Here is a 19,466-nt window from a genome sequence, read left to right as displayed (position 1 = left end):
AACTTCAGATGATCATTTACTCCTGAACTTCCTCGTCTTACTTTTACAGTCAAAAAAGAGCCCGAAATTTTTCATAAATTTCGGGCTCTTGCTATTTTACTGCTTGTATTTTTCAATAACAGCTTGATTAATGGCTGGCGGAAGGAGTTTCGAAACATCTCCGCCAAACATAGCGACTTCTTTTATCAAACTTGAACTTAAAAAGCGATATTCAGCTGATGCCATCAGAATAACTGTTTCAAGTTCTGGATGCTGGGTTTTATTCAACAGAGCAATGCTCTCTTCATATTCAAAGTCCTTAACATTGCGGACTCCTCTTAATAAGGCATGACAGTGATAGTCCTTTGCCATATCAACCGTTAAGCCACCGCTATGCTTCACAACTTTTACAGAGGTTAAATCCTTTAGAACAGACTGAATCAATTCAAAGCGTTCTTCACCATTAAACAAGGATTTTTTAGATGTATTTGTTGAAACTGCTACAATAATTTCATCAAAGACGCGTAAGCCTCTTTGAATGGTATCAATGTGCCCATTCGTTAGTGGATCAAAGCTACCCGCAAATAAAGCGACTTTCTTCAAACTATCCCTCCTATAATGCTTCAAATATTTCTATCGCAATGGTGCCATATTCTACCCGTTTTATTTTTTGATAACCGGCAATTTGATCAGTTAATTGAGTATGTTTATCCATTTCACAAACAAAGGTAGTACGGTCGTCGACTAACCCTTCTTTAACAAGCAATAAAATATCTTCTTCTGTTTTTTCTGCTTGATAAGGAGGATCAATGAACACTAAACGAAACGTTAGATTGTCTTGTTGACTAGCTAACTTCACAACATTTCGTCTAGAATCACCGGCTAAGACCGTAAACTTATCTTGCTCTTTTGTTATTTCAATATTAGTACGGATAACGTCTTGGGCTTTTCTATTTTTCTCAGACAAGAAGGCATGGTCAATGCCACGTGATACAGCTTCAATAGCAAGTCCACCACTCCCAGCAAACATGTCTAAACAACTCCCACCAGCAAAGTAAGGCCCAATAATATTGAACATAGATTCCTTTACTTTATCGGTTGTCGGTCGTGTTGAATCACCTGGAACAGCCTTTAAATGTCTTCCTTTATATTCACCTGCTACTACTCTCATAAAGTTCCCCTTAACCTTCTACTTTCTCTTCCTGATTGCCTTCAAGTGCGTGTTCAAATGTCATATCAATTTCTGGTCGATGCGAAATCTCTACTTTACGCACATAGTGTAAACTGTTTAATCGATCAACTGTATCCGATACTTCTATTTGATCCACATACATAACAATATATTTAAGGCGGCTTGATACATAGTGAATGTAGCCAATACGCTTTAAGTTTTTAATTTGACGTAAGGTGTAAACCCATACGATGATGCCTTGACGTTTCCTTAGTTCAAAGTTCAATGTCTTTCCTCTTTCCTAAATGAATTTCACAAGCTGTTGGCAGGCCGATTAATGATAGCGAGAACGCATCACCTGCGGACACTAGAATATTTGTAGAAACTGATTTTGCTAGTTTATCAGCAATCAAATCCAATTGGACTTGTAGTTGCCGCTCTGCAATACGAAACTCATAGACGACTTCATCTAAGTCCATTTCTCGCTTAGCTTGATATAATTGCTGGCGGTAGCTTAAAAAGTCCGGTGCATATTCACCATAAGGTTCTATCAGTTCAAATTGTTCTTGCTTGCGTTTAAATTGTTCAATTTTAAGTTGTGCTTCTTCAGATGATTCGATTCTTTGCTTGGCTTCTAAATAACCTACCATTGCCTCGCTTTCTAAAATTCGAATAATCAATTGATCACATTGATCTTCCAAAGCTAATAAAGCTTCGTCATAAATCATCTCAATCACCTTTCTTATTTCGATTCATTTACAAATAAGAGTAGATTATCATCCTCTATCGCGATACTCATATCTTGATTATTTTCATTAAGGACAATTCGTTGATTTTCTTTAGTTGAATAAAACAAGCCAAATTTCATAGCTGGGTCATAAACTTGTGTTCCACTCATATATTTAAGCTTAAATGCTTGATCTGGAAATTCAGGATGTCTGTAAGACGTTAGTTCTTTATAGCTTTGGAAGTCAATCGTGTCGTCTCTTAACAAGTCGTTTACGATCGATCGTCCCTCATCAATGTGAGGATAAGGGGCCAAATTAGCATTTAAGCGTAGCACATTGATATACTCTTCGAGCATAGCTTGGTTAATCTGATCATTCGCTAGTCTGTTTCTATTTTTGATTGAAATCCCCTCTTCGTCACTATTCATTTCTTCAATGAAATAATAATTTAATCCTAATATCTTTTCATAAGTCAAATAACGGATTGCATAAATTTCATCACAATCAGGATAAAAATAAAGAATAGCAAATGATTGGTTATCAAATTCAACTAATGGGAAGAGTTTCATATTTCTCTTAGATAACGTCAGTCGATACATTCGGTCACTGTGACTAAACATAAATTGTTCGCCTAATTGCGTTTCATCTAACACATTTTCTCGGCTCATCCCAATTTTCAATGACCCCGTATTAATCGCATCACCTAAAACAAATATGGATTGAATCTCTTGATTGTTAACTTCTATTTGAACATATTCATGACTGTTTTCCAGATAAGACCACCAACTTGTCTGTGGGTCTTGTTCGGACGTTATCATGTGTTCAGGATCGCCATAGCGACTTTGGTAATCAGCTACCGATTGTCCAAGGTAATGTTCATAGCCGCTTACTGGTAATGGGTAAACACCATCTATTTCAAGCGACATAGTTTGTTGATTTGTTTCAATTTTAGGTTGGCTATAGTCAGGTGAAGACATGAAAATCGGTATATAGTAGAGCGCCAATAAAAAAAATAACAATGATGCAATAAATTGTTTAATCATAACACCCGTCCATTTCTAACCGTCTTTCTTATATAAGTTTTATTTTACCAAAAAGGAAGCGCTAATTGGCTTCCTTTTCTAAAATATGCTGATTTAGTCGTTGATTAATGAAAAGGTTATTCATAATTCCAACGGCAATAGATGACACTAACATACTTGACCCACCGTAACTAATAAACGGGAAGGTCACACCCGTTAATGGCATAATACCAACGGCTCCACCTAAGTTAATGGAACCTTGAATTAAAAACATGGCTGCTATACCGATATAAACCAATTGGCCAAATGAGTCTGTCACTTGTAAACTTGTCCGGAAAATAACATAAACGAAGTAGAAGAAAATAGCTAAAATAAAGACGACTCCGACAAGCCCAATCTCTTCTCCCATGATTGGAATAATAAAGTCTGTGTAGGATTCTGGCAAATAGCCCGATTTCTGGATACTTTCACCGATCCCTACTCCAAACAATCCTCCCCTTGCCAGCGCATAGAAAGAATTGACCAACTGAAAGGAAGAATTTTGTACATCTCCAAAAGGATCTAAATACGCAGTGAAGCGATTCAACATATACGAGGGTATAAATGGAATGGTGCCTACTAGTTGAATAAATAAAATAAACACACTGTAGGCTACGCCAGCAATTCCAAACGTTGATAAACTTATTTTAAAGGGCACACCACTCAATAAAATCATGACCACACAAATACTCAGGAGAATAATCACCCCACCTAAGTCTGGTTGAATAAGGATCAAACCAATAAACAGCCCTAAGCAAAGAATAGGCTTTTTAACTACTGTAAAAATTTGGGAAATAATCCCTCTTTTTTTACCGTTCTCTTTAGCAGGACCATCATAAACTCGACCAATATTAGCCAACTTACGTTGATTATTAGATAGAAAGATAGCTAAATACAAGATCATCGCAATCTTGAAAAACTCAGAAGGTTGAATATTAATCGGACCGAAATCAATCCACGCGCTCGCTCCATTAATCGGATCAACTCCAAACGTTACTAAGTAGATCAACATAAATAGTAAAACAAAGAGAACTGAACTAATAAGACCGATTGATTTTAACAGTTTGGTATTAACGACGGAGAATAATAAGACAACAATCAAGCTAATCATTGCATACATCAACTGACGTTGAAAGAAATGCTCCGAATTGTTAAATTGTGTCATGGCAAAATAACTGCTTGAACTATATACCATAAAAACGCCCATACCTAACAAAATAAGGTAAGGAATCAATAAGTTCCAATTAAAATTCGCTAGTTTTTGCTTGATGGAGTGGCTTATTGATTGGTTTACTTGTTGCAACTTTAATTGCCCCCTTCTCTAAGAGGCTTCGTTGTCTTTTGAGTGAAATAATCGGAGTACATATGATTTAATGATGTTTCAAGGTCCGATAAAATTAAGTGCCCTTCTTCTTGTCCCAAAATGCCCAATTGAACTGCAAAATCAATTTGTTTCGATAAGCCAAATAATTGCGTGTCGACCACTTCTTCAAAAGCAGGACAGGCTGCAAAGCATAGGTGTTCTTTTTGACTATTGATCAAGGAATAAATTTTTTCAGCATCTTGCTTCAAAATTTGGCGAGCTTGGTCTTTATTTTGTATAGTCATATGAATCCTCCTTGATTCGAATTTAAAAAGTTTCGTTTATTATAACACAGAACGAGCAGACATTAAGCGCTCTTCCTTAGAAAATAAACAAAAAGTGTACCTTCCAACAAGGAAGACACACTTTTTAAATAAATTAGTCTTGTTCAAGTGCTTTTTTCTTACGTTTAGCAGATTTTTCACGTTCATTTTTATCTAGAATTTGTTTACGTAGACGGATGCTTACTGGCGTAATTTCACAATATTCATCTTCATCCATGAATTCAATCGTTTCTTCTAGTGTTAATTGACGTGGACGTTTGATAACATTCGTTTGGTCTTTATTAGCAGAACGAACGTTAGTTTGTTGTTTTGCTTTCGTAATATTAACGGCAATGTCATTTTCACGGGAGTTTTCTCCGACAACCATACCTTCATAAATATCAACACCAGGCTCGATAAAGATCGTTCCACGGTCTTCAACACCCATGATACCGTAAGTTGTTGATTTACCAGTTTCTGTTGACACAAGTGCACCATTACGACGGCCACCAATTTTTCCATTTAATTCTGGTAGGTATGCTTCAAACGTATGAGACATAATACCATAACCACGTGTCAATGAAAGGAATTCAGTTGAATAACCAATTAATCCACGAGATGGTACAAGGAAAATCAAACGAATTTGACCATTTCCTGTATTTTGCATATCCTGCATTTCACCTTTACGTTGGCTCAATGATTCAATAACAGATCCCATATATTCTTCCGGTGTATCAATTTGTACACGTTCAAATGGTTCACAACGTTCGCCATCAAAATTCTTGATAATTACTTCTGGACGCGAAACTTGTAGTTCGTAACCTTCACGACGCATATTTTCAATTAAAATTGACAAGTGTAGCTCTCCACGCCCAGATACAATCCAAGCATCAGGTGAACCTGTATTTTCAACTTTAAGTGACACGTCTGTGTGCAATTCTTTCATCAAACGCTCTTCTAATTTACGAGACGTAACGTGTTTACCTTCACGACCTGCAAATGGTGAGTTATTTGTTAAGAATGTCATTTGTAGTGTTGGCTCATCAATATGTAACACTGGTAATGCTTCTTGATGATCAACCGGTGTGATTGTTTCACCAACGAAAATGTCTTCCATACCAGAAACAGCAATTAAATCTCCTGCTACAGCTTGATCAATCTCTACACGGTCTAAACCGAAGAAACCAAATAATTTTGTAACACGGAAGTTCTTAGTTGTGCCATCAAGTTTTAGAAGTGATACTTGATCGCCAACTTTAATTGTTCCTCTGAAAACACGACCGATACCAATACGACCAACAAAGTCGTTGTAATCTAGTAAAGCTACTTGGAATTGAAGTGGCTCTTCAGAATTATCAACTGGAGCTGGAATATGTTCCAAAATAGTATCAAACAAGAAGTCCATTGTATCTTCTTGATCAGCTGGATCATCTGTCAAGCTTGATGTTCCGTTAATACCAGATGCATAAACAACTGGGAACTCCAATTGGTCATCATCCGCACCCAATTCAATAAACAATTCTAATACTTCATCAACCACTTCAGCTGGACGAGCTGTTGGTTTGTCAATTTTGTTTACTACTACGATTGGTGTTAACTTTTGTTCAAGTGCTTTTTTCAATACAAAACGTGTTTGTGGCATTGTACCTTCATAAGCATCAACAATTAAAACAACACCATCAACCATTTTCATGATACGTTCTACTTCTCCACCAAAGTCCGCGTGTCCTGGTGTATCCAAGATGTTAACGCGCGTTCCTTTGTATGAAACAGCAGTATTCTTAGCTAAAATTGTAATACCACGTTCTTTTTCAATATCATTTGAATCCATTACGCGGTCATCTAATTGTGTACGTTCATTCAATGTTTCTGATTGTTTTAACAGTTCATCTACCATAGTCGTTTTACCATGGTCAACGTGGGCAATAATTGCAACGTTTCTGATATCATTTCTTAATTTCATGTTTTTCCTCCAAACATTTACATCCCAAAAAGAAAGACCCAAACTGAATCTAGTTTAAGGGTCGGTCCAACGGTCTCTTGAAAATACTTTTCATCAATTTATCTTTTTATTGACGGTCCATTTCAACTGCTCTATTGTATCACGGCTCTTTTCATTTGGAAAGAAAAAAGATCAATATCAAGTGAAATTAATTATTCTTTCATAAATTTAGAGATAATTTCTTGGTGTGCTTTCGGATTAGCCACAACAATTGGATTCTTAGTCAATAAGTTAACAGCTTTTCCTTCTCTTGTTGTAAACGATAAACCTAATTCGGTTGCCATCATATAGCCTTGAGCAATGTCCCAAGCATTTAATTCATTAGTAACGTAGGCAGATACTCGGTTCGTTAACACTTGTATCATTTCCAAACCAGCAGACCCAATGAGGCGAACTCCCAATGTATCATTGACTAATTCCTGAGTGATTGCTGTTTCTTTAGTCACCATCTTAGTAGAGATTGCAATTAACCCTTCATTTATTGAATGATCAGGGATAGGCTTAAGTTGATCGTCGTTACGAAAAACACCATGACCTTTCACACCCATATAAATGTCGTTGTTAATGACATCATTAATAAATGAAACAACGCCCTCACCATCTTCAAACAAGGCAATCATCGAACAGAAATTACTCTTTTGCTTTACATAGTTTAATGTGCCATCAATGGGATCAATAATCCAAATAAAGCCACTCATGTCTGTGATGTCATCATAAGTTCCCTCTTCGCCAAAAATTTTATGGTGAGGAAAGTGTTCTCTAATTTTCTCAACAAAAAAAGCTTCAATCGAACGATCCATTTCTGTTACTAAGTCACTGGCATTCGTTTTTTCCTCTATTTTAAGTGATTGATTAGACAATGATTCTCTCAACAAGTCACCTGCCTCTTCTACCCATTGTTTAGCTAGCTCAGCAATCGCTCCATATGTCATGATATCTCCTACTTTCCACTCATTTTAATCGTTTTTAACGTCTTGTCTTGAGCCTTTTTCACTACTTGATATAAGGAATAACCACTATCTTTTTCAAACTGATTAGCGTAGCGTTTCTCCTCGCCCTTCGAAGGGATAACCTCCTTAAAGGCACGGTAGCGGTTTAAAAATACCTCACGCTCAATTCTATTTTCATAAGCTTCTTCTACTGCATTCCAAAGCTTAATAACTTGATCCATTTCCTCGTATGTCCAATCCAAATCGATTGGGTACTGATAATCTGCCACTAAACATTCTCCTTAGTTCTTTATACCACTATCATATGAAAAAGAGACCTTGAAAACAAGTTCAAGGTCTCTTTTTTTTAATTTTACGGATTAGATATGGATTGGTAGTCCCAATGCTAATTCAGCAGCATCCATAACTGTCTCTGCCAATGATGGATGAGAGTGGATTGTTAATGCAATATCATCAGCGTTCATGCCAGATTCAACCGCTAAACCAAGTTCAGCAATCACATCACTTGCACTTACACCGGCAACTTGTGCACCAACAATAACGTTATCTTCTTTAGTTGTTACTAAACGTACGAAACCTTCAGTAGCGTTAAGAGAAAGAGCACGTCCATTTCCAGATAATGGGAATTTAGATGCTTTAACGTTCAAGCCTTGTGCTTTAGCTTCTTTTTCTGTTAAACCAACTGACGCTAGTTCAGGATCTGTAAATGCTACAGCAGGCATTGCTACGTAGTCAATTGCAGATGGATGTCCAGAAATTGCTTCAGCAGCAATTTTAGCTTCGTAACTTGCTTTATGAGCAAGTGCAGCGCCTGGTGTGATATCACCAATTGCGAAAATGTTTGAAACGTTTGTACGACCTTGGTTATCAACTTTAACTAAGCCACGATCTGTCATTTCAACGCCAACAACTTCAAGTCCTAAATCATCAGTATTTGGACGACGACCTACAGATACCATTACATAGTCCGCTTCGATCGATTCTTCCTTACCGTTAGATTCATATTTAATTGTTACACTGTCTCCGTTGTCGATCGCTTCTTTAGCCATAGCGTTTGTTACGAAGTTAATGCCTTTTTCTTTGAATGACTTTTCAACAAGTTTAACCATGTCTTTTTCGAACGATGGTAATAACTGTGGCGAACCTTCAAGAATCGTTACTTCTGCACCTAGGTTAGCGTAAGCTGTTCCTAACTCAGAACCAACAACCCCACCACCAATAACAACAAGTTTCTTAGGAACTTCTTTCAAGTTCAAGGCACCAGTTGAATCGATAACGCGTTTTCCAAATTTAAATCCTTTGATTTCAATTGGACGGCTACCTGTTGCAACGATAGCATTTTTGAATGTATAGGTTTGTGCAGCGTCTTCAGTGAATACACGTAATGTGTTTGCATCATTAAAGAAAGCAGTCCCCATAATGATTTCAACTTTGTTTTTCTTCAATAAGTATGAAATACCACTTGTCAAAGTATTAACAACTTTGTTATCTTTCCATTCTTGTGTTTTTGTAAAGTCTAATTTAACACCTTCAGCTGTTACTCCGAAAATTTCTGAGTTAAGTGCTTCTTGGTAACGGTGTCCTGCAGAGATCAATGCTTTAGAAGGAATACAGCCAACGTTTAAACAAACGCCTCCGATGTATTCTTTCTCGATTACTGCAACTTTTTGTCCTAGTTGAGCAGCGCGGATAGCAGCTACATAGCCACCAGGTCCTGAACCAATTACAACTGTATCTAATTCTACTGCGAAATCGCCTACTACCATTCTTCTATCATCCTTCCATTAATAATAATTCTGGATCAGCTAATAAACGTTTAATATTGTTCATAGCTTTTTGAGCAGTTGCTCCATCAACGATACGGTGGTCGAAGCTTAATGAAAGTTTCATTACACGGCCAACAGCAAGTTCACCTTCAGCATTAACGATTGGTTGTTGAGCGATTGTACCAACACCTAAGATCGCAACTTCTGGGAAGTTAATAACTGGTGTAAACCAGCCACCACCAACAGAACCGATGTTAGAGATTGTAATCGAACCATTCTTCATTTCAGCTGCAGTTAATTTACCGTCATGAGCTTTAGCAGCTAATGCGTTAATTTCGTCAGCGATATCAAACATACCTTTTGAATTTGTATCTTTAACGTTTGGTACAAATAAACCTAAATCTGTATCAGTTGCAATACCGATATTGAAGTAGTTTTTGTATACAATTTCTTGAGTTGCGTCATCAATTGATGCGTTCAATACTGGGAAGTCACGAACTGTAGCAGTCAATGCTTTAACAACGTAAGGTAAGAATGTCAATTTAGTTCCGCGGTTAGCAGCAACATCTTTGAATTTCTTACGGTGATCCCATAGTTTAGAAACTTCAACATCATCATGCAATGTTACGTGAGGAGCAGTATGCTTGCTGTTCACCATTGCTTTTGAAATTGCTTTTCTCATTGGTGTTAATTTTTCACGTCTTTCAAGCTCTTGAACATTTGAAGTGTAAGCTTGAGGAGCTGCTACTGCTTTTTCAGCTGGAGCTGCTTGAGTTGTTTCAGTAGCTACTGGAGTTGCTGCTTCTTGTGCTGGAGCCGCTGGTGCTGCTGCAACGCCATTGAAGTTATCAATATCAGCTTTAATGACACGGCCACCTTTACCAGTTGCCGTAACTTGTGTAATATCAACACCCTTTTCACGTGCATATTGACGTACTGAAGGCATCGCTAGTACACGACGGTTAGGGTCTGCTGCTACAGGAACAGCTTGTGCTGCTGGAGCTGCTGCTTCTTGTGCTGGTGCTGCTTGCGCTGCTGGAGCAGAAGCTGGAGCGTCGTTATGACCAGGTGCATCAATTTCTACTAATACATCACCGATAACAGCTACTTGACCTTCTGGAACAACGATTCTTACGATTTTACCTGTTACTGGAGATGGAATCTCTTCAACAGATTTGTCGTTTTGGATTTCTACTAGCGTATCATCTTCATTGATTGTATCGCCTTCTTTAACTGGCCAAGAAGCGATTTCGCCTTCCATAATTCCTTCGCCTAGTGCTGGTAATTTGAATTGGAAAACGCCAGCTGATGCTGCTGGAGCTGCTGCTTCTTGTACTGGAGCCGCTGGAGCTTCAGTAGCAGGTGCAGACTCTTCACTATCTTCGTAACCAGGTGCATCGATTTCTACCAATACATCACCGATAACAGCTACTTGACCTTCTGGAACAATAATTTTAACAATTTTACCTGTTACTGGAGATGGGATCTCTTCAACAGATTTGTCATTTTGGATTTCTACTAATGTATCATCCTCATTGATTGTGTCGCCTTCTTTAACTGGCCAAGAAGCGATTTCACCTTCCATAATTCCTTCGCCTAGAGCTGGCAATTTGAATTTAAAAGCCATTATATTAACATCCCTTCGTATAAAGATCGATTTGTTTTATCCATGTTTAACAGAATAAGAGAAAATACAGTTCTAGTGGTCAGAACCGTATTTGCTCTTTTATCTTGTCATCCATTAATTAGAAGTTATAAGTTTCTCTAACTTTTGCTTCGATATCTGCTGCGTTTGGCAACCATGCATTTTCAGCTTGTCCGAATGGGTAAATCGTATCAGGAGCTGCAACACGACCGATTGGTGCTTCTAATGAAAGAACTGAACGTTCAGAAATTTCTGACATAACCATTGCACCAACACCAGCTTGACGTTGTGCTTCTTGAACAACAACAACACGACCAGTTTTTTCAACTGTAGCTGTGATTGTTTCAATATCTAATGGAGAAACAGTACGTAAGTCAACAACTTCTACAGAGATGCCTTCTTTTTCTAGGTTTTCTGCAGCTTTAACTGCTTCACGAACCATTGCACCGTAAGTAATAACTGAAACATCAGTACCCTCACGAGTAATAGCAGCTTTTCCTAGTGGAACAGTGTATCCTTCTTCAGGAACTTCTTCACGGAATGAACGGTATAGTTTCATGTGCTCTAAGAAAATAACTGGATCGTTATCACGAATAGCTGAAATTAAAAGTCCTTTTGCATCGTATGGGTTTGATGGAATAACAACTTTGATACCAGGTGATTGAGCAATCAATCCTTCTAGGTTATCAGAGTGCAATTCTGGTGTGTGAACCCCACCACCGAATGGAGAACGGATAACTACAGGCATGTTACGAGATCCACTCATACGGAAACGTGTACGTGCCATTTGAGCTACGATTGAATCCATAACTTCAAAGACAAAACCAAAGAATTGAATCTCAGGAATTGGACGGTAGCCTTCTAATGCTAAACCGAAAGCTAAACCACCGATACCAGATTCTGCAAGTGGTGTATCGAATACGCGATCTTCTCCAAATTGTTCTTGAAGTCCTTGAGTCGCACGGAATACACCTCCGTTTTTACCTACGTCCTCTCCAAAAATCAGGACATTTGGATCATTCTCAAGTTCATGAGCTAACGCATCTGTGATAGCTTGAATCATTGTTAATTGTGCCATGATTATTTATTCTCCTTTGCTTCAAAAGTTTCGATTTGTTCTTTAGCAGTTACAAAGCTGTTATCTTCATACATGTTTTTCAAGAATGAAGAAACTTTTTGTTTAGGTGCTTTATCTGCATCTTGGATAGCTACTTTGATTTCTTCTTTAGCAGCTTCAATAACTTCGTTTTCTTTATCTTCTGACCATAGACCTTTTTCAGTTAGGTATTTACGCATACGGATTAGAGGATCTTTTGCTTGCCATCCTTCTAACTCTGCGTTATCACGGTAACGAGTTGGGTCATCTCCTGATAGAGTATGTGGTCCGAAACGGTAACAGATTGTTTCAATTAAAACAGGTCCGTTTCCAGCAATTGCGTATTCACGCGCTTTCTTAGTAATAGCGTAAACTGCTAAGAAGTCCATACCGTCTACTTGGATTCCTGGGATTCCAGCTGCAACAGCTTTTTGAGCCAATGTTTGAGCTGCAGTTTGAACGTGACGAGGTGTTGAAATCGCCCATCCGTTGTTTTGAATGAAGAATAGTGCAGGAGCTTTGTAAGAACCAGCAAAGTTGATTCCTTCATAGAAGTCACCTTGTGAAGAACCACCATCACCAGTATAAGTGATTGCAACATTTTGCTTACCGCGTTTTTTAAGTCCTAGCGCTACACCAGCAGCTTGGATGTATTGTGCACCAATGATAATTTGCGGTGGTAATGCTTTAAGATCTTCAGCGAAGTCACTTCCGCCTGCATGGCCTCTTGACCATAGGAATGCTTGAGATAATGGTAAACCGTGTTTAATTAATTGTGGAACATCACGGTATCCTGGAAGCAACACATCTTCTTTTTCGATTGCTGCAATACTTCCTAATTGACTCGCTTCTTGACCAGCAGTTGGAGCGTAGAAACCTAAACGTCCTTGGCGGTTCAATGCTGTTGAACGTTCATGTAAAATACGTGACCAAACCATGTCAGACATAAATTGAACAAGTTCTTCGTCTGTAACGTCTGGCATTAAGTCAGGGTTAACGATTTTTCCTTCCTCGTCCATAATTTGAACCATACGAAAATCTGTATTCGTTGGGCTCAGCAATGCGTCAATATCAAATGTTGTTTTCTTTGTAGCCATGCTAACACATTCCTCTCTTTTCCAAATGAATTTCCATTTTACAATGGGGTTTTATACAGCCTGACGAACTGTATTATTCTTGTTACCTCACAACATAAATTTACCACTGACTTGTACTTTATGCAAGGTGTTGATTGCTTTTTTTATAAAATTGTTTGTCTTAGCAAGGATGGAAACGGTTATTATTTTATTATTGCTCAATTATTAACAGGTTTGAAACGCTCGAATTTTTGCTGATTTTTGTCTTTTTTTAGTTGTTTAAAGCACTTTTTCTGTGCTAATCTGTTTTAGTATAGAATTTAAACTGTATTAGTCTTGAAATTAAAAACGTTATTTTAAGACAAGTCATGTTATAACAGCCTAAGAAAAGTTAATTTTATCAACACATTGGGCTATTTTAACTATTCTTAAAGAAAAAAAGGACTTTGTTTTTTATTTTTCCAAAAAAATCCATTAGTTAATTACATCACAATGAAAAATTATTCAAAATAAAAGAGGTAAAAGAGGCTATTTTCTGACAAACAGCCTCTTTTACCTCTTACTTATTAAACGACACCTTGGAATACCATTGCATTTGCTACATTTAAAAATGATGCAATATTAACGCCAGCTAAATAATTACCCTCTAAATCATATTCTTTAGCTGTTTCTTCAACGGTTTTAAAGATATTTTTCATTATTGCTTTCAATTCTTCATCAACACGTTCAAACGTCCAATGGCCGTGCTGTGCATTTTGCGCCATTTCTAACGCACTCGTTGCAACCCCACCAGCATTAGCTGCCTTAGCAGGTCCATAGTAAACGCCATTTTCCAAATAAACATGAATAGCATCCAAGTCACTTGGCATATTTGCCCCTTCACTAACGCAATACACACCATTTTTAACCATCTGCGCTGCTTGATTGCCACTAATTTCATTTTGTGTTGCACACGGAAGAGCAATAGCAAACGGAACATCAATATCCCAAACACTACCTTCTACATAGTCAGCACTGTCTTTTCGATCAGCGTATTCAGTTAAACGTTTGCGCTCTACTTCTTTTATTTGCTTAAGTAGTGCCAAATCAATGCCTGATTCATCATAGATATAGCCATTTGAATCAGAACAAGCAATAACAGTTCCACCAAACTCATGAACTTTCTCAATAGCGTAAGTTGCAACGTTACCACTTCCAGAAACAACCACTTTTTGATCTTTAAATGATTTACCGTTTGATTGAAGCATTTCTTCTGTATAATAAACTAAACCATAACCGGTTGCTTCTGTTCTAGCTAAACTACCATTCATACTAACAGGTTTTCCGGTTAATACGCCTGAATGTGCCCCGTTTAAGCGTTTATACTGACCATACATATAGCCAATTTCACGACCTGAAACACCAATATCTCCCGCCGGGACATCTTGGATAGGACCAATATATTTTTGTAATTCAGTCATAAATGACTGACAGAAACGCATGATTTCTTCATCTGATTTCCCTTTAGGGTCAAAATCAGCGCCACCTTTACCACCACCAATTGGTAGTCCTGTTAAACTATTCTTAAACATCTGCTCAAAGCCTAAAAATTTTAGAATACTTTCATTAACAGTTGGGTGGAAGCGAATGCCACCTTTATAAGGTCCTAGTGCAGAATTATATTGAACTCGAAATCCCTTGTTAATTTGAACAGTTCCATCGTCTGCTACCCAAGGAACTCGGAATGAAATCACTCGTTCTGGCTCAGCCAGTTGTTCTAATATATTCCATTTGATAAATTGAGGATTCTTTTCGATAGCCGGTTCAATTGTATCAAACATCTCGCGAACAGCTTGTAAAAACTCTGCTTGGTGAGGGCCTCTCTTTTCGACTTTCTGATAGACAGTTTCAATATAGTCTTTTGCTGCAGTCATGGCATTCGACCTTCCTTCTTATATTTTTAATCTAATTCTCATTTTATTATTTTACATTTTTTTGACATTAAGTCAATTAATTTTTAGTCCATTTTAAAAAAAACCTTATAAATAAGAGTATATTAACCTTTTTCAATGAAAATAAATCAAATTCAGTTGAAAATTAATTTGTAATTCTATACTATTTAAATATTATATAGTAATATAATAATGATATTTTTAAGAACATCACCTGTTCTTTTTTATTTAATGATTCTATTATCAAAGGAGCTATGCATGATGATTACAATGGATGACATCGTTCGGGAAGGCCACCCTGCTCTTCGTGAGAAGGCAGCTGAGCTAACATTCCCCTTAACAAAAGAAGAAATGATACTCGCTAATGACATGATGACGTTTTTAAAAAACAGCCAGGACCCTGAACTTTCTGAACAGTATGAACTTCGGGCAGGGGTTGGTCTAGCAGCACCACAACTTGCCATTTCAAAACGGATGATTGCTTTACTTATACCAGGTGAATACGAAGATGATCCTCCTGAAATTGAGGAAGTTATGATTAACCCTAAAATCGTAAGCCATTCTGTTGAAGGTGTCTGCCTGAAAGAAGGCGAAGGTTGCTTATCAGTTGATCGTGAAGTGCCTGGTTTTGTTGTCAGACACAGCCGAATTACACTAACTTATCAAGACGTCACAGGCAAAAGTTATAAAAAACGTTATAAAGGTTATAATGCCATCGTTATTCAACATGAAATTGATCACCTAAACGGCGTGATGTTCTATGATCACATCAATGAGAAAGAACCATTTGAACTGGATGATCAAGTCAGTGTCATTGGTTAATATAGGATAATAACGAAAGCCACAAGTGGAAAACATCCGCTTGTGGCTTTTTATTAGGCTTCTTCTTGGAATTGACTGTTATATAAATTGTAATAAAATCCTTCTTGACTCATTAGCTCGTCATGATTACCTTGTTCTATAATTTGTCCTTGATCCATTACCAATATCAAATCAGCATCACGAATCGTAGATAAACGGTGGGCAATCACAAAGCTAGTCCGTCCCTTCATAATCTTAGCCATCGCTTTTTGAATTAACGCTTCTAGTCGCGTGTCCACTGAACTTGTTGCTTCGTCTAAAATTAATACTTTAGGATCAGCAATAAAGGTTCGGGCAATCGTTAGTAATTGTTTTTGACCTAAGGAAATATTAGATGCTTCTTGGTTGATAACCGTTTGATAGCCTTCCCCTAAGGTTTGGATAAAGTGATTCACGTTTGCAGCTTCTGCGGCACTTACAACGTCATCGTCTGTTGCATCCAAACGTCCAAATCGAATGTTTTCCTCAATCGTATCTTGGTACAACCAAGCGTCTTGTAATACCATCCCAAATTGAGAACGATAATCTTGGCGACTAAAATCACGAATGTCATGACCATCTAACTTAATTGCACCTGAATCCACATCATAAAAACGCATCAACAGATTAATCATGGTTGTTTTACCTGCACCCGTTGGACCGACAATCGCAACTGTATCCCCACTCTTCACATCAACATTAAAGTTTTTAATTAGTGTTTGATTTTCTGTATAACTAAATGAGACATTTTCAAAACTAATTTGACCTTCAATCCTATCAGGAAGTGATTGGTTATTCTCTTCCATTATTTCCTCTTCATCAAGGAAACCAAAAATACGTTGTGTTGCTGCTGCTGCGGACTGAATAATAGCCGACAGCTGCGTAATCGTCGAAATCGGTTGGTTAATTTGCCATACATATTGGGCAACTGCTTGTACATTCCCAATTGTCATGCCACCAGCAAGCACTTCTAAAATTCCTAAGACAGCAACCACAATATAAGCACTATTAGAAACAAGAGCAGTAAATGGTGTCATCAATCCTGATACAAAGGCTGCTTTAAATCCACTCTTTTGTAAATTACCATTAATTCTCTGGAACTCTGCAACAGAGTCGTCCTCTTTACTGTACAATTTGACAACTGAAAACCCAGTTAAATTCTCTTGTACAAAGCCATTTAGTTCACCCAAATATTTCGCTTGTTTTGTAAAATAAGGTTGAGAAAGTTCTGTAATTTTACGAGAGATGACATAGGCTGCTGGAATCATAATAAGCGCCACTAGCGTTAGCTTCCAACTAATTAAAACAAGCATCACTAATGCGAAACTGATACCTAAAATAGCATTCACAATTTGTAGTAACGATTGTTGCAAAGCATTTGAAATAGCGTCAACATCATTGGTTACACGACTCAGCACATCACCAAATGATTGACTGTCAAAAAACGAAACCGGTAGACGATTTATTTTGGAGTCCAAATCACATCTCAAATCACGCATAGCGTATTGGACAACACTCGTCATCAAACGCTGTGAAAAGAGGTTAGTTAATTGATAACCTAAAGCACGTAAGAAATAAAGAATCAAAATATTTCTTAAATAAGGATAGTTAATACCCGCTCCTGGTAAATTTTGAAGCATGGCTGCAGCATTGTTTCCTAATTCAGTAACAGCCAAGCCCAATATAAATGGCTCTAGTACATTTAAAATTGACATCAGAACTGTTAATAGAATTGACGTAATAAAGCGTCCTCTGTAAACACCAACGTATTCCCAAATACGGAATAGGTCATTTAATTTTCGTTCATTTTTCATGCGAGTTCCTCCTCCCTTAATTGAGAAGAAGCAATGTCATAATAAATATCACTTGTCTTCAATAACTCTGAATGCGTTCCTTCAGCTACTTTCTTACCTTCATCCAATACAATAATTTTATCAGCATGTAAAATCGTGCTGACACGTTGCGCAACAATAATAACAGTAGACTGACCTGTTTCTTGTTTTAAGCGCCCTCTTAATTTCACATCAGTCGCATAGTCCAGAGCAGAGAAACTATCATCAAAAATATAAATATCCGGCTTACGAACAACGGCACGCGCAATAGATAAGCGCTGCTTTTGGCCACCGGATAAGTTACTTCCCCCTTCAGCCAAATGTTCCTCAAAGCGATCACTTTTCTTTAAAATAAAGTCTTTCGCTTGAGAAATATCAGATGCATCAATTAAATCATTTTCCGAAGCATCCCATTTTCCATAACGCAAGTTATCAGCAATCGTTCCTGTAAATAGCAGCGATTTTTGCGGGATGTAACCAATCTTATTTCTTAAGGCATCAAGGTTATAGTCCCTAACATCATGACCATCGATAAGAATTCGACCGTCCGTAACATCATAGAAACGTGGAATCAATTGCAACAATGTTGATTTCCCACTCCCCGTACTTCCGATAAAGGCGATGGTTTGACCCGGTTCAGCAGAAAAACTAACCTGGTCGATAACAGGCGTGTCATGGTTCCCAGGATAAGAGAATGACACGTTTTCAAATTGAATGTAACCATGCGTCTCAGTTTCAGTAATACCATCCTCATTGATTGAAATTGAACTCTTTGTATCGAAGACTTCTTGAATACGGCCAGCTGAAACCGCCGCACGAGGATACATCATAAAGACAATGGCAAAGTTTAAGAATGAGAATAAGGCATGGAATGAATATTCAATATAAGCAACCATATTACCAATTTGCAAAGTCCCTGCTTCTAGTTGAGAAGCTCCAAACCACATAATCCCAATAATAATCCAATTAATAACATGAGAAAAAATTGGCTGTGTCCATGCCATCAAATAAAACAATCGCTTGCTGACATTGCTATAAGCTTCATTTACAACGGCAAAACGTTTCATTTGAAATTTTTCTCTAACAAATGCCCGAATTACTCTTAAACCAGACAATGCTTCTCTTAGAATTAAGTTAATATCATCTAAATTAGATTGTTGGGACTCAGATAAAGGACGTGATTTCTTCCCTATAAGCAATACTGATCCTAATAGAATTGGAAATGCCGGAATCAGCACAGCAGATAAAGAGCGACTCGTCTGAAAAATCATATAAAAACTTGAAAACAACATTAATAAAGTTGCTAGTCCCATACGCAAAATCATTTGACTAAATTGCATTAAAACAAATGCATCATTCGTGACGCGAGTAACCAGAGATGACACACCCAACCGATCAAATTCTTCATGAGAGAAAGTTTGGATAACGTGATACATATCGTTACGCATTTCCTCAATCATTTTAGTTGTTAATTGACTCGTGGCATATGAAACAACACTGCGGCCAATAAAACCGAGAACTGTAAAAGCAAGCATAACTAAAATTGTATTTATAAATAACTCTCGACTCATCCCAGCTATTGTCCCGTTTATTAAACGAGCAAGCATAGTTGGTAAGCCAAGCTCAACGAAAATAAATCCGAATGAACCAATCACATTAAGCAGCAAAAACAATTTATAGCGCTTAATATATTTCCAGATTAAACCCACTTTTTCATCCTCCATTACATTTTATAATAATCATCATTATACATTAGCCAAAGT

General features: G+C 37.5%; 18 protein-coding genes. 1 reads left to right on the top strand and 17 read right to left on the bottom strand.

Annotation, left to right across the window (positions count from 1 at the left end; genetic code table 11):
- Window positions 1–96 precede the first annotated feature (96 nt).
- From coaD to gdhA, 15 genes are all read right to left on the bottom strand, one after another.
- Complete coding sequence (gene coaD, locus G7057_RS09750) at window positions 97–582, bottom strand: pantetheine-phosphate adenylyltransferase (protein ID WP_076766513.1); 486 nt, start codon at window positions 580–582, stop codon at window positions 97–99.
- 10 nt (window positions 583–592) lie between these two features.
- Window positions 593–1,150 carry a 16S rRNA (guanine(966)-N(2))-methyltransferase RsmD gene (gene rsmD / locus G7057_RS09745; RefSeq protein WP_076766516.1) on the bottom strand — a complete coding sequence of 186 codons (558 nt, stop codon included), beginning with the start codon at window positions 1,148–1,150 and terminating at the stop codon, window positions 593–595.
- A gap of 10 nt (window positions 1,151–1,160) precedes the next feature.
- Window positions 1,161–1,436, bottom strand: a complete 276-nt coding sequence (locus G7057_RS09740) for a YlbG family protein (RefSeq protein WP_076766518.1) — start codon at window positions 1,434–1,436, stop codon at window positions 1,161–1,163.
- A complete protein-coding gene (locus G7057_RS09735) occupies window positions 1,426–1,878 on the bottom strand; it encodes a YlbF family regulator (RefSeq protein ID WP_076766520.1) in 453 nt (150 codons plus the stop codon). Before G7057_RS09735 ends, G7057_RS09740 begins: the two co-directional genes overlap by 11 nt.
- Before the next feature lie 14 nt (window positions 1,879–1,892).
- Window positions 1,893–2,921, bottom strand: a complete 1,029-nt coding sequence (locus G7057_RS09730) for a CAP-associated domain-containing protein (protein ID WP_166163347.1) — start codon at window positions 2,919–2,921, stop codon at window positions 1,893–1,895.
- Between the two features lie 61 nt (window positions 2,922–2,982).
- A complete protein-coding gene (locus G7057_RS09725) occupies window positions 2,983–4,242 on the bottom strand; it encodes an FtsW/RodA/SpoVE family cell cycle protein (RefSeq protein WP_083686780.1) in 1,260 nt (419 codons plus the stop codon).
- Between the two features lie 2 nt (window positions 4,243–4,244).
- A complete protein-coding gene (locus G7057_RS09720) occupies window positions 4,245–4,547 on the bottom strand; it encodes a DUF1507 family protein (RefSeq protein ID WP_076766524.1) in 303 nt (100 codons plus the stop codon).
- A 133-nt stretch (window positions 4,548–4,680) separates the two neighbouring features.
- Window positions 4,681–6,528 carry a translational GTPase TypA gene (gene typA / locus G7057_RS09715; RefSeq protein ID WP_166163345.1) on the bottom strand — a complete coding sequence of 616 codons (1,848 nt, stop codon included), beginning with the start codon at window positions 6,526–6,528 and terminating at the stop codon, window positions 4,681–4,683.
- Between the two features lie 191 nt (window positions 6,529–6,719).
- On the bottom strand, window positions 6,720–7,499 hold the full coding sequence (locus G7057_RS09710; RefSeq protein WP_166163343.1) for an inositol monophosphatase family protein: 780 nt from the start codon (window positions 7,497–7,499) through the stop codon (window positions 6,720–6,722).
- A gap of 8 nt (window positions 7,500–7,507) precedes the next feature.
- A complete protein-coding gene (locus tag G7057_RS09705; RefSeq protein WP_166163341.1) occupies window positions 7,508–7,786 on the bottom strand; it encodes a UPF0223 family protein in 279 nt (92 codons plus the stop codon).
- Between the two features lie 90 nt (window positions 7,787–7,876).
- Window positions 7,877–9,283 (bottom strand): dihydrolipoyl dehydrogenase, encoded by a 1,407-nt coding sequence (gene lpdA, locus G7057_RS09700; RefSeq protein ID WP_166163339.1) that lies wholly within the window; start codon window positions 9,281–9,283, stop codon window positions 7,877–7,879.
- 7 nt (window positions 9,284–9,290) lie between these two features.
- Window positions 9,291–10,910, bottom strand: coding sequence for a 2-oxo acid dehydrogenase subunit E2 (locus tag G7057_RS09695; protein WP_166163337.1), 1,620 nt, complete (start codon window positions 10,908–10,910; stop codon window positions 9,291–9,293).
- Between the two features lie 118 nt (window positions 10,911–11,028).
- On the bottom strand, window positions 11,029–12,006 hold the full coding sequence (locus G7057_RS09690) for an alpha-ketoacid dehydrogenase subunit beta (protein WP_076766536.1): 978 nt from the start codon (window positions 12,004–12,006) through the stop codon (window positions 11,029–11,031).
- A gap of 2 nt (window positions 12,007–12,008) precedes the next feature.
- A complete protein-coding gene (pdhA, locus tag G7057_RS09685; RefSeq protein ID WP_166163335.1) occupies window positions 12,009–13,121 on the bottom strand; it encodes a pyruvate dehydrogenase (acetyl-transferring) E1 component subunit alpha in 1,113 nt (370 codons plus the stop codon).
- Window positions 13,122–13,666: 545 nt separating this feature from the next.
- The gene (gene gdhA, locus G7057_RS09680) at window positions 13,667–15,013 is read right to left on the bottom strand and encodes an NADP-specific glutamate dehydrogenase (RefSeq protein ID WP_166163332.1); all 1,347 of its coding nucleotides are present in this window, start codon (window positions 15,011–15,013) and stop codon (window positions 13,667–13,669) included.
- A 279-nt stretch (window positions 15,014–15,292) separates the two neighbouring features.
- Between gdhA and def the strand changes: the two genes are divergently transcribed.
- Window positions 15,293–15,853 carry a peptide deformylase gene (gene def, locus G7057_RS09675; RefSeq protein WP_166164207.1) on the top strand — a complete coding sequence of 187 codons (561 nt, stop codon included), beginning with the start codon at window positions 15,293–15,295 and terminating at the stop codon, window positions 15,851–15,853.
- A gap of 53 nt (window positions 15,854–15,906) precedes the next feature.
- Here the strand turns inward: def and G7057_RS09670 are convergent, their stop codons facing one another.
- Together G7057_RS09670 and G7057_RS09665 are read right to left on the bottom strand one after the other, a co-directional pair.
- Window positions 15,907–17,685, bottom strand: coding sequence for an ABC transporter ATP-binding protein (locus G7057_RS09670; protein ID WP_166163329.1), 1,779 nt, complete (start codon window positions 17,683–17,685; stop codon window positions 15,907–15,909).
- The gene (locus tag G7057_RS09665; protein WP_166163326.1) at window positions 17,682–19,412 is read right to left on the bottom strand and encodes an ABC transporter ATP-binding protein; all 1,731 of its coding nucleotides are present in this window, start codon (window positions 19,410–19,412) and stop codon (window positions 17,682–17,684) included. Before G7057_RS09665 ends, G7057_RS09670 begins: the two co-directional genes overlap by 4 nt.
- Window positions 19,413–19,466: the final 54 nt, after the last annotated feature.

The sequence above is a fragment of the Jeotgalibaca arthritidis genome (genome assembly GCF_011100465.1).
Classification (GTDB): domain Bacteria; phylum Bacillota; class Bacilli; order Lactobacillales; family Aerococcaceae; genus Jeotgalibaca; species Jeotgalibaca arthritidis.
Note: the sequence above shows the minus strand (reverse complement) of the source record. Positions and strands in the feature narration are given on the sequence as shown.